Origin of the sequence: Vibrio sp. T11.5, assembly GCF_027587155.1 — a bacterium.
Classification (GTDB): Bacteria; Pseudomonadota; Gammaproteobacteria; order Enterobacterales; family Vibrionaceae; genus Vibrio; species Vibrio neptunius.
In genome coordinates, this window is record NZ_JAPPTP010000024.1 from 1 (window position 1) to 12,204 (window position 12,204).

Genomic DNA, 12,204 nt, shown 5'->3' on the forward strand with positions numbered 1-12,204 from the left:
GATTTTTAGCAATTCAGTAAGATAAAACAAATCGCAGAAAAAAACCTGAAATGACAGCCTATATTCAAATAATGCTCCTGAATATCTTCTATTTATTATAGAACCTTTCCAAGCTTGAACTTTTTCTTTAAAAAAACTAACTCCTGGCGAAATCAATAGTATTTCTCTTTTAATATGCCTTGAACTAAGTTCTACATCAATATAATCATAAAAACGGTTATATAGGCTTTTTTGTGGCCACATTTCCTCATAAATCACATCTGTACTTTTTTTTCTCTTAAAAAAGGAAAAAAATACAGAAAAAAAACCAGAAACAAGTATAAATAAAAAAACAACTAAGTATAGAAAAACCCAAAGAATAAGGTTAGCATCAAACAACTGCCTATTATTTTTATACTGAACACTCATTATCTCATATAGAACAGAGTCCTGTGACAACTTAGAATCCAACCCATATATCTTTGCTAAGTGTTCAGATAAAGAGTCAAAATAACATTTATTCTTACGATATGTTTTTTTTGTTCCCTCCCAATACTCACTATTTGAAAGGTCATCTATGTCTAAACTATCATTTTTACTATTCATACTTTACAACTCACTTGTATCAGTGATAAATTCTAAGCATCGTTTCGATACAAAAAATCAAATGCACTCTACATCATCGTTATGTTTAACTGTAGAATAACTAATTTTATTATTCTACGTCTTACGTCACACAAAAATTCGCAATATTAACGTAATTCACTTACTACAAGAACTATCAATACCTACATGAAGCAGCGCTTAAACCACATCCAGTGCAATACTATAACAATCCAACATAGACCATCGTCATCTTAATAATTTAATTATGTACTAGCAGCATTACTCTCTAGACCTAGAAATATTATTAATATCTCATATAAAAATATAAAACCGTTACTCAATCAAATATTTCCTGTCTTATACGTCCTAGGACGTGGGCACCTTAATATCATAACCTTAAACTTTGAATTTTTAGTTTCTAGGCCAAAAAAATCCACCATCGCCTTACAAGGTTAAATCAAATACCTCTCATATTAGGCTACTATCATAATTATTAAAACTTAAGAAAAATTAATTACAAATCTATATATATAGCCCTTTGCCGAAGGTTACAAATTGCTCTTCTGCTACTTTTGATTCGGATAAATACCTTTTTAGTTCATCAGCTATTACAAAGGGAGGGGGAGCATCAAAAGTCTTAACTTCACTGATAAGCTCCAATTGATTGCTAAGTCTATGTAATTTAAACCACTCATAACCGCTCTTTGTAACCCCTAACCATTCAAAAAATGGCTTAATGAAAACTCTACTTCCTTTATAGTGGGACAGCAATGACAGACCATCTTCATTGGTTAAACGCCCGTGACGAATCTCCCTTGCCACGTGATCATTAACCTTACGATAGCCAATGCGCTTCATTTTCAGTAAATCATGAAATTGATAATATACCGAACTCCCAGCACGCTCATAGATATCGAAAGTTGCAGTATTTGTTTCTGGAATAAAACCAAACTCAGTCATCGCTTGGTTTTGTGCAATTGGATCCCAGCGCATATAGTTACTCAAGTAGAGCCCTCTGACTCCTCGACGAGCAATGGAGCTTATTTCTGGGTAACGATAATAGTTCAAATCGCGCTCATCAACCTGCGCTCCGTTGCCAATTAGATGCCCAGCTTCTACATTAAACAAGTCGTGCTCTCGGCGATTCCAGCGGCTCATTTCTGCTGCATCATGATGCGAGAACTTTCCTACTTGCTCGACGGCTTGATTTTGTCCCCAGATGATGAGCGGGATTTTCCGTTCATAGGCGACATGCACAGGAAAAGCTGTGTGTAACTGCAAGAAGGGCAGCATTATATGGTCAAACTTACGAAGTGATGTACGAACAAGGTCTTTGTATACCCGCATATCTGGGTTAAATACGAAAGAGTCGACATCAAAATGAGTTATCAAGTTGTGAAGGTTATGCCAACCTATGTCATTTTTGAAGTAATCATTTACACAAACGACTAAAGGGGACAAACCTGCGCCCAACACTTTACTTACGGTATAATAATCTTCAGCATCGCCAACAACAGGAACAATGCAGTCATAACGACTACGTTGTTTTTTAAATCTACCTAATATAAGGTCAAGTTCATTAGCTTTGTCATCCCAATTGATCTGATCTTTTTCTTTATGAGTCAAACACCCTGAACATTCTCGTTCATTGATTGTGAGCCCAAATGGGTGATTAAGTGGATAGTGACATTTAGGACAATTTGAAAGCATGTTTGTAGCTCGTAATCGAATATTCTTTATGTAAGACTTTGTTATCAATCAATACAGAAGCAAGACCTTTCTCGCTTGCTGCTCTCACCGACTCGTGACCAATACCACCACTCACGATGAGTTTGCTATTTTCAATTGGTAGCGCTGACAATAACTCAAAATCAAATTGGTTATGTTCACCTTCAGAGGCAACATCGAACAATATAATCTCATTCGCGTAAGATTGAATGAAAGAAAAATCTATATCATTAATGGTAACAAAGGTCGATTTTTCGGAACAGAATACTTCAAGGCTTCCATTGAGTGTTCTTATTGGGAGCAAGCATTGAATCGCCTGATGACCAAAAAGGTTCTTAGCTTCATCCAATAACATATGATCTTTAGCTAAGAATGCTGAAGAGAAAACCAACCGTTCAATGGGTAAATCATTCAATAAAGCCAGATGCTTAAACGAACGAATTCCTCCACCAAAACTAATTGGCGTCATCGTCTTCAACCGATGTAATACTTGAATGTCTGCTTCAAACTGAGCAAACGTATCTTGGTCTCTCACAGGACGAATTATTGCGACTTCATCACATTGATATTCCTCCAGTGAATCCAACACACTTTGTAAATCGCCCAGCGGACGCAAAAAACTCCAATGGTACGACTGCACGCAACGCTGGGCTTGCAACAATACGGTAGAACCAACACGCATATTCGCTCCCTATAAGATCATGTTGATTAAGTCTATACCCGAGATTTGACTTTTCTCCGGGTGAAACTGAAGACCAATGATATTGTCCTTAACCAACAAACCACTGTATTGAGAAAATGCGCTACTCACTGGAAGAGAAAAAGCGTCTTGACTTTTATTAATCACCCCATATTCATGGTTGTAAAAAACGCGTCCATTGAAAATACGCTTTTGTGTAAGGTGATGCCTACTACTAAATGACTGCCCAGCCATCCCTTGACGGCGGAACGAAAGTGGTTCCCATGCGTTGTGGGACTCTTGCCCAATCAAACGTTCTACATGCCCATCAAGAAATCCAAAGCCTTCAACATGCCCATCTTCTTCTGAGTATTCCATCATTATCTGAAAACCTAAGCAGATCCCCATCAAACGACACCCTTTATCAACATGAGCCTTGATGGCTTCATCAAAATTGCCAGCCTTCATACGTTGCATATAAGAACCTGCTGAGCCAACACCTGGCAATATTAACATTTCAGACTGTATATCATCAGGCTGAGTGACAATCCGTGTGGAAACGTTAGACTTCTCAATCCAGTTTTTAACCGAACGAATATTACCACTACCAATATCTAAGATATCAACTTTCATAATCGACTCCGACAGTAAACTTTCTGATTGGGCGTTGACCAGAGCGAATATCAAAAATAGAAGCGTTCACCCATTTATTGGCAATGTTCCAAAACTCATCAACCGTTATTCCGACATAGTCCGAATAGCTCTTAACAATACGGTCAGAACATAGACCGTCATACTTTTCAGCAATTTCTATACCTTGTTCACGCGTGAGTTTACCGGTTCGTATTTTTTCATTCACTGCGTCCGTTGCTCTACCAAACCCAAACTTGTAGTACTTGAGCATCATATTGATATTAGTAAATTCTTCATCAAGCATAGAAGCATTGGAAAGATCTCCCGTTTCTAATTCTTCTCCCGGGCGTAAAGTAAGCCCCTGTAATGAAGCATATATAGAGTTATCATCATTACTCCAGTCATCCCACGCAGGGCCTAAGTAGAAAATATTAATTTTCTTGCGTTCAAACTCAATTTCATCTGGGTATAAGTAATGCTCGGCATGATAAGGGTGCCTAACAGCTTCTTTTAGCCAATCAGTTCCGCCAGCGGTAAGAGTATTTAGACGGCGTAAGTTGTTGCCATCAAACTCATCAAACCCCTCGACAGCAGCATCGCCAACTTGTAAAGCTGGGTTCTCCCCCCAAAAGATGGTGTTAACCCCCAACTCAATAGCCAAACGAGGAACTGTCGAAAACAGAGACATTTCCGTCGACTTACATACATTACCAAATTGTTTAAATGACTCTAGAGCAAGTTTAGCTGCCGTTTGAGGTGCAGGGGTCGCAGCTATCACATCAAATCCCATTTCAATCAAGTTGGTGAGATTTTTAGCGCCAATTTCAGACATCTGTTTTGGTGGATAGGCACAACAAACCAATAACGGTCTCAACCCTAACCGGTCCCTAACCCAGTGAGCCTGACGTGTGCTATCTTTGCCTCCACTAACACCAACGATACAATCGTAAGCCCCTTTATTTCTTTGCTTTTGGCGGCTTTTTTGGATCTTGTCTTTTAGTAACTTAAGCTTCAACCTCACGTTCTCGTGATGCTCTGAAGCTGAATATCGACAAGCAATACAGATCCCACCTGAAAAAGACGCATTAGGTCGTAAATCTGTCGTCAGGCATTTTTGACAATATTTCATTACTTCACAGTCTCAATCACATCAAAAGTAAGAGGAGTTCCTCGACTAATATTTCTTTTCACTACTTGCCCCATAATCTCATCATAATACTTTGGGGCCAACCCAAAACCAGGGCGAATACTTCGGACATTCTCTGCCGTGAGCATTTCACCCGCTTTTACATCTTTGACTACGTACAAAGAGCGACGAAATTTCACATTACCTTTTTCCGCTTCAGTTCTTTCATAGTTGACCTTGCCAAGAGCTTGCCACGCTGTTTTGGTATCTTTACACAATGCCTGTAACTCTTGAGGCTCCAGTGAGAAGCTATCATCAGCGCCACCACCATTGCGATCCATCGTTACATGCTTCTCAATTAAGCAAGCGCCAAGAGCGATAGATGTAACTGCTGTCGCGTTATCAATAGTGTGATCAGATAAGCCTGAAAGAACATCAAAACGCTCAGCAATATCTGCAATCGTTCTTAGATTGTATTGGTCTGCAGGCGCTGGGTAACCACTGACACAATGAAGCACAACTAACTCCTGGCAACCATTATCTTTTGCTGTTTTGATAGCTTCAGCAATCTCTTCTTGATTCGCCATTCCCGTTGAAATGATCATTGGCTTGCCTGTTTGAGCAACACGTTTAACAAGAGGTAAATCAATCACTTCAAACGAAGCAATCTTATAGGCAGGAGCGTCGAGTTCTTCTAAAAGCTCTACCGCGCTAAAATCGAAAGGAGAACTAAAGATAGTAATACCCAACTCTCGAGCTTTTTCGAATAACGGCTTATGCCATTCCCACGGCATATGAGCACCTTTGTATAGTTCATACAAAGTCTGCCCATCCCATAAACCACCATGAATTTGAAACTCTTCAGAGTCACAATCCATGGTAATAGTTTCATGAGTATAGGTTTGTAATTTTATCGCATCTGCGCCCGCCTTCTTCGCTTCTTCCATGATTTGGAAAGCGCGATTGATATCCCCATTATGGTTAGCGGATAATTCTGCGATGATATAAGGAGGGAAGTCTGGCCCAACTTGACGGCCGTCAATAGTAATAAATGGTTTCATTTTTGCCTCAATCAATTGGTCGTCGAACGTAAGTTTCTTCATCGACTTGTCGGTAGCAACATTTTTGGAAGAGTCGTTGAGATGCGCTATTTGCTTTCAATACCGTAGCATGTAGGGTTACATCAGGATGAATTGCATCAACAATATTTAAAGCTTTAAACGCGATCCCTTTTCCATAGCTTTTAGGGTCTACAAATATTGAGACCAAATAATGTCCAGCTTCTATTCTATCTAAGCGCACCACTCCAACGTTGTTGCCATCATCCCTACTAACGATCATGTAAAAGTAGTCAGAGGCTGATTTCAGTTTTTTACACATCCAAGCTTGGTGATCACCCCATGTAGGGACCTCAGGAGTCAATGCGTACTTTCTAGTCTCTGGGTGACACTGCCAGTCATAAATCAACGCGATATCTTCTTGCGAAGTAGGCTTGAGAGATAATCCATCAGCTGTCTCATTAAGTAACAACTCAACCTCATAAGAGACTCGGCGTGCGCCTCGCCCATCGCAAAGAGAAAGATTAGCATCTTTGAATTGGGACCACTGCTTCAGAACTGTCAAGAACTCACTTTGCAATCTACTAGGGATATCCTCGATATCAACTTTTAATGACGCAGAGTGCTTTACTAACTGTTTACAGATTAGTTGCTGGTTCTCTGCTAAAGGAATGATTACGTTGGGTAGCCCAAGACAAGCTCTTTCCCAACTTGTGGTACCTGGAGCCCCTATAGCGATGTCATGCTCTAACATTAAACTTGCCATATCAGAGACAAACTCGAGATGCGAAACGTCAGATCTAGATGAACACCACTCTTTAACTTGGTTAAAGTGAGGCGCTTTTGGCGACAACAATACAGTGAACTTGGCCTCTACTTTTCCGCATAAAGATTCTAACACTTTGAAAGTGGTGTTAGGTGCATCGACCCCCCCCATGGATACCAGCACTTTCAGAGGATTGTTAGAAATCTCTCTAGAGAGTGCTGATTCTCGCTTACTCGCGAAGTCTGCTCTCAATAAAGCGAACTCACTACCCGCTAGGACTCTAGATTGAGATTCAGAGTAATCAGCTTCATCACGCCCTAACGTTTGATCCAAGATCAAGTCAGCTTTATGGCGTCGCCCGAGATCATCAATAGCAAGCATTCGGCAATCTAACGAAGCGATAACTTGTTCTTGCCATCCAACACCGATTGCATAGTGATCAGTAACAACAAGGTCTGCATAAGTGATTTCTGTTAGGAAATCTTGTGCATCTTCAGATACGCTCTTTTGAAGCCAGGCTGCATAATCAGCATCGTGAAGTGGCTCAATAGTTTGTCTTGGCTTGGCAAGTGTCGTCACCTGAAACCCAAGCTCACGAATAAACGCACGCATGTCTCCTTCTAATGGAGAACAAGCAAACTCGATGTCATATCCTTTGTTCGCAAATTCTTCAGCCAAGACGAGGCAACGCATAACATGCCCACTACCAACCAACAGAGATGCATCGACTCGAAAGACAACTTTCATACTTCATCCTAATTGTTAATTGGTGAGCTTTAGCACAGAAAACAAGGACTCAGCAAGCTCCCAATCTTCATGGGTATCAATATCTTGAACCCGATTGCGAGGTAAAAGTACCGCTTTCGAATGAGGAGAAAAAATAGAGTATTTTTCTAAAAATGCTCTGGTTTTACCCCAATAAAACTGTCCCGCATCGTGGTAAGCTTCTTCGAGGTCTTGAGATCTTACCTGTTCATTTTCAGGAGTAAACATCGAAACGGAGCCGTCTGAATCAAGTTTAATCGCGCGTTGAATTGGGAATGGAAATGAGGTAGCACTAAAAGCAAATTGCACATCTTCGCCTTGCAAAAGTGCATAGCCTTGTTGTAAATCCTTCGGCAATACAAATGGAGCCGTTGCATACAAACAACATACAGCGTCAATTTCCCAACCTTCATTTTGACACCAATGGATAGCATGAGCCATGACATCCATTGTTGTAGCATAGTCATCAGAAATATCTGCTGGACGGAAAAATGGAACATAAGCACCATGATCCTCGGCAACGGCTGCAATTTCCGCATCGTCGGTAGAAACGATAACTTTATCAAAGCAGCCAGAGGCAATGGCTGCTTCAATAGAGTAAGCAATCATGGGCTTACCATGAAATGCTTTGATATTTTTTCTTGGTATGCGCTTACTACCACCACGAGCTGGAATAATCGCGACTTTCATTAGCGCTCCTGCAATATTTCAGTGAGAACTTGAACGACTGCATCCTGCTGCTCTTCACTCATCGCATGGAACATAGGAAGAGAAATAGCTTCGCGGTAATAGCGCTCAGATTCAGGGAAATCACCTTCACTGAAACCCATTTTTTCATAGTAAGGCTGAGTATGGACTGGAATGTAGTGCAGATTGACGCCAATACCTTTGTCTCTTAGTGCATCAAACACCTCTTTGTGTGTCAAAGAGGTCTTGTCCAACTGCAAACGAATTACATAAAGGTGAAGGCCCGAGTAGGTATTCTCCAATTGATATGGCAATACCACGGGTAAAGACTTCAATAGCTGATTGTAACGATCTGCAAGGTGATGGCGAGAGGTAATAAAAGCGTCTAAACGATGCATCTGAGATACACCCAGTGCCGCCTGAAGCTCGGTCATACGATAGTTAAAACCTAAATCAACCTGTTGATAATACCAGCTACCATGGTTACCACTCTCCATTTGCTCAGGGTCACGAGTAATACCATGACTTCGAAGCAAAGTCATCTTGTCAGACAAAGCCTTTTGGTTGGTCATTGCTGCTCCACCTTCCGCCGTCGTTACAATTTTAACGGGGTGAAAGCTAAAGACTGTGATATCCGAGTATTCGCAATTCCCTATAGGCAAGCCTTGATATTTACCGCCAATTGCATGTGAAGCATCTTCAATGACTTTGAAGTTGTACTCTTTCGCCAGTTTGGCGATCGCCACCATATCGCATGGTTGGCCACATAAGTGCACCGGGACAACAACTTTTGGAAGCTTACCTTCAGCTTTCGCTTTGATTAACTTTTCCTCAAGGTGTTTTGGACACATATTGTAAGTATCAGGGTCAATATCTACGAAGTCGACTTGTGCACCACAGTATAAACCGCAGTTTGCTGACGCGACGAAGGTAATAGGGGACGTCCAAAGCCAATCCCCCTCACCGAGTCCCAGCGCAAGACAAGCAATGTGTAATGCTGATGTAGCGCTATTTACAGCGAGGGCATAGCTTGCACCGGTATGATCGATAAGTGCTTGCTCAAATGCTGGGACTTGGGGGCCCTGCGTCAGAAAATCCGACTTCAACACATCAATAACACTGTCAATGTCTTGCTGGTTAATATCTTGCTTACCGTAAGGAATCACTACTATTCTCACACTGTAAAGTTTGGATCAACGTGCTCTTTGATTAGCTCACGTAGGCCTTCAATACTTTCCCACTCTGTATTCGTACCTGAATTGTATTTGAAACCAAACGGTACTTTCTCAGCTTTATGGTGATCGAGGTATTCTTGCTCTGTATAGGTGAACGAAACAGAAGGCAAAATTGCGTAGTATTTACCAAGATCAATCGTATTCAGCGAATCAGTATCGGTGATCATCTCTTCATGAAGTTTTTCACCTGGGCGAATACCTACAACTTTAGTCTCACATTCTGGAGCAATCGCTTCTGCGATATCCAAAATCTTGTAAGATGGGATTTTTGGTACAAAAATCTCACCACCTAAATGGTTTTCAAGCGCGTACATCACCATGTTCACGCCATCTTGCAATGAGATATTAAAGCGTGTCATCTCTTCATGAGTGATCGGCAATACACCTTCTTCACGTCTACTCAAAAAGAATGGGATAACTGAGCCACGAGAGCCCATTACGTTACCATAGCGCACAACACTAAAACGGATATCTTTTGAACCTTTGATATTATTTGCTGCTGTAAATAGCTTATCTGAAGCCAGCTTAGTCGCACCATAAAGGTTGATTGGCGCACAAGCTTTGTCTGTCGATAGCGCTACTACATCTTTCACATTACAAGTTAGTGCCGCGTTAATTACATTTTCAGCGCCATCTACATTAGTACGAATACACTCCGTTGGATTATATTCAGCAGTATCTACCTGCTTAATTGCAGCTGCATGAATGATAACATCTACGCCTTCACAAGCCTGAACCATGCGGTTTCTATCACGAACATCTCCAATAAAAAAGCGAAGTTGAGGAAAGTCTTTTTGAGGATACTGCTGCCTCAACTCAAATTGTTTCAATTCATCACGAGAAAAAATAATAATTTTTTTCACGTCCGCATAGCGCTCTAAGATTGTACTGATGAACTTCTTACCAAACGACCCTGTACCGCCAGTGATAAGAACATTTTTATTATTTAACAAGTTAATTCCTTAAATTAAAATTTGTAAACAAGATAGAGATATAAATACTTAAATAACTCATTTGGAACCTATCTAAGTAAAATCCATATTAACCTCATTATCAAACTACGCAAATTTGTTCATTTCTCTAAAGGATGCGTTACTTTGAATCAAGTAATCATATCTACCTTCATCGACTATTTGGCCTTGTTCTAATACATAGATACGATCACAGTTTTTTATAGTTTTTAGTCGATGGGCAATCATAATAATAGTTTTCTTACCTGACAATTTCTCTATTGACTCCATAATTTGATTTTCAGTAATGCCATCTAGAGCACTCGTTGCCTCATCGAAGATCAAAATTTCAGACTCCGAATATAAAGCTCTTGCTATACTAATTCTTTGCCTTTGTCCGCCAGAAATCTGGATTCCATTTTCACCAATGTGACTATCAAGTCCATTTGAAAAACTAGCAATTAATTCTGTTAAACATGAAAGCTCAACAGCTTTATGTACTTTTTCCCAATCTATTTCTGAATATTCAACTCCAAAAGCAATGTTTTCCGCGATTGTGGCATCCATTAAGTTAACAGATTGAGGGACATAGGAAATATTATGATGCCAAGCAGACAAATCTTTGATTGGCTGCCCATCTATATTTAACTTGCCACTACTTAATGGCAACAGACCACAAATCACATCAATCAATGTTGATTTTCCTGAGCCTGAGTGGCCTACAATTCCAATTTTCTCGAACTTATTTACCCTGATACTTATTGAGTTTAGAGCTAGCTTTTTATTACCTGCATACGAGAAAGACCCTTGAGAAACTTCAAGATGCTCATTAAAAGGTATCAATTCTATATGGTCATTAGAATTCATCTTAGCCCTACTAGAAACTAAATCAGCTTCCAAAATATCCAACACTGAAATATTGCCTTTGATGGTTGCAATGCTATTGTAAACCTGCTGAAGGGAGGGCAGTAACTTAAAAGCGGCTAAACCATAGATAGTAAGCAGTGGAAGTATGGCAGAAAAATCATCACCTTTAATGATAAGATTGAGTATAATAATCATTATCATGCTTACATAGGCAAGCCATTCCATCATGTACCGTGGAGCTCCTGCAATAGTCATCGTACTTGCCTGAGCTTGGGATTGTTGTAAGCTTTGCTCATCAAAGGCGTTTATAAAATATTTCCTTTTCCCTAAAAGAATAGCTGGCTTTGTATTTGTGAATGCTTCTTTAACTATCTTACTTTTTAACTGATTTGCCTCTCCAACAATACGCCCATTTCGTTGCAGTCGCTTCTTAAGCACCTTAGAAATCATGACATAACTAAAAATGAAGAAGGTTATGATAAATAAGCTCGTCTCAATATCATAAGAGAAGATAGCCACACTGATTAGTAAAATAAAAACTAACCGAGAAAACATATTCACAATAGGAACTAGAACAGAACCAACTAAGCGACTGCTTTCTATAAGAACCTTATTTGTCAAAATACTTGAATTATTCCTTAAATAATATTCCCAATCTTGATTTTGATAGAAAAAAAATAGCCTACAGGTGAGTTCATGGCCGAAATTCAAGGATATTTGATTAATCTTTTTCGTCATAAAGACTGACAATAAAGAGCTTATAGTTAAAAGTAATAAAATCACACAAGAAATAAACAACAAAGTACTACTAAATGACATATTGTTTAGAAAAGAAATATTAACATAACTTAAGTACGTATCTAGCTTACTATTGTCTGAAACTACTCCCATAAATCCGGCAATCATACCAATAGTGACAAGTTCAAAAATTGATATTGCTACAACCATGATTTGCAACAATGCCAACTTTTTCCTTTGCTCAAAAGACAGAATGCTCCACAACCGTTTAATTTTTCTTCTCATTTAACGCAAACTCTACCTAGTATTTAAACCAAAATGTATTAAAAAAGCAAAAATGATGGTTTCACGCATTAAAGTCACATAAAAACAAGGTATTTGATACAA

11 protein-coding genes are annotated in these 12,204 nt (G+C 39.6%); all 11 read right to left on the reverse strand.

The window, feature by feature from the left end; translation table 11 throughout:
- On the reverse strand, window positions 1-585 hold a 585-nt coding region (locus OH455_RS18885; protein WP_269982419.1), incomplete at its 3' end, for a hypothetical protein.
- Window positions 586-1,107: 522 nt separating this feature from the next.
- A complete protein-coding gene (locus OH455_RS18890; RefSeq protein WP_269982420.1) occupies window positions 1,108-2,295 on the reverse strand; it encodes an N-acetyl sugar amidotransferase in 1,188 nt (395 codons plus the stop codon).
- Window positions 2,276-2,995: a HisA/HisF-related TIM barrel protein gene (locus tag OH455_RS18895; RefSeq protein WP_269982421.1), complete on the reverse strand. Its 720-nt coding sequence runs from the start codon at window positions 2,993-2,995 to the stop codon at window positions 2,276-2,278. The genes OH455_RS18890 and OH455_RS18895 overlap by 20 nt, the downstream gene beginning before the upstream one ends.
- Before the next feature lie 9 nt (window positions 2,996-3,004).
- Window positions 3,005-3,625, reverse strand: coding sequence for an imidazole glycerol phosphate synthase subunit HisH (gene hisH, locus OH455_RS18900; protein WP_269982422.1), 621 nt, complete (start codon window positions 3,623-3,625; stop codon window positions 3,005-3,007).
- Window positions 3,615-4,754: an N-acetyl sugar amidotransferase gene (locus OH455_RS18905; protein ID WP_269982423.1), complete on the reverse strand. Its 1,140-nt coding sequence runs from the start codon at window positions 4,752-4,754 to the stop codon at window positions 3,615-3,617. Before OH455_RS18905 ends, hisH begins: the two co-directional genes overlap by 11 nt.
- A complete protein-coding gene (gene pseI / locus OH455_RS18910; RefSeq protein WP_269982424.1) occupies window positions 4,754-5,812 on the reverse strand; it encodes a pseudaminic acid synthase in 1,059 nt (352 codons plus the stop codon). Before pseI ends, OH455_RS18905 begins: the two co-directional genes overlap by 1 nt.
- Before the next feature lie 7 nt (window positions 5,813-5,819).
- The gene (gene pseG, locus OH455_RS18915) at window positions 5,820-7,322 is read right to left on the reverse strand and encodes a UDP-2,4-diacetamido-2,4,6-trideoxy-beta-L-altropyranose hydrolase (protein WP_269982425.1); all 1,503 of its coding nucleotides are present in this window, start codon (window positions 7,320-7,322) and stop codon (window positions 5,820-5,822) included.
- Between the two features lie 15 nt (window positions 7,323-7,337).
- Window positions 7,338-8,030: a pseudaminic acid cytidylyltransferase gene (gene pseF, locus OH455_RS18920; RefSeq protein ID WP_269982426.1), complete on the reverse strand. Its 693-nt coding sequence runs from the start codon at window positions 8,028-8,030 to the stop codon at window positions 7,338-7,340.
- Window positions 8,030-9,193, reverse strand: a complete 1,164-nt coding sequence (pseC, locus tag OH455_RS18925; protein WP_443088610.1) for a UDP-4-amino-4,6-dideoxy-N-acetyl-beta-L-altrosamine transaminase — start codon at window positions 9,191-9,193, stop codon at window positions 8,030-8,032. Before pseC ends, pseF begins: the two co-directional genes overlap by 1 nt.
- Before the next feature lie 8 nt (window positions 9,194-9,201).
- Window positions 9,202-10,215: a UDP-N-acetylglucosamine 4,6-dehydratase (inverting) gene (pseB, locus tag OH455_RS18930; protein WP_269982428.1), complete on the reverse strand. Its 1,014-nt coding sequence runs from the start codon at window positions 10,213-10,215 to the stop codon at window positions 9,202-9,204.
- A gap of 105 nt (window positions 10,216-10,320) precedes the next feature.
- Window positions 10,321-12,102, reverse strand: coding sequence for an ABC transporter ATP-binding protein (locus tag OH455_RS18935; protein WP_269982429.1), 1,782 nt, complete (start codon window positions 12,100-12,102; stop codon window positions 10,321-10,323).
- Between the last annotated feature and the right edge of the window lie 102 nt (window positions 12,103-12,204).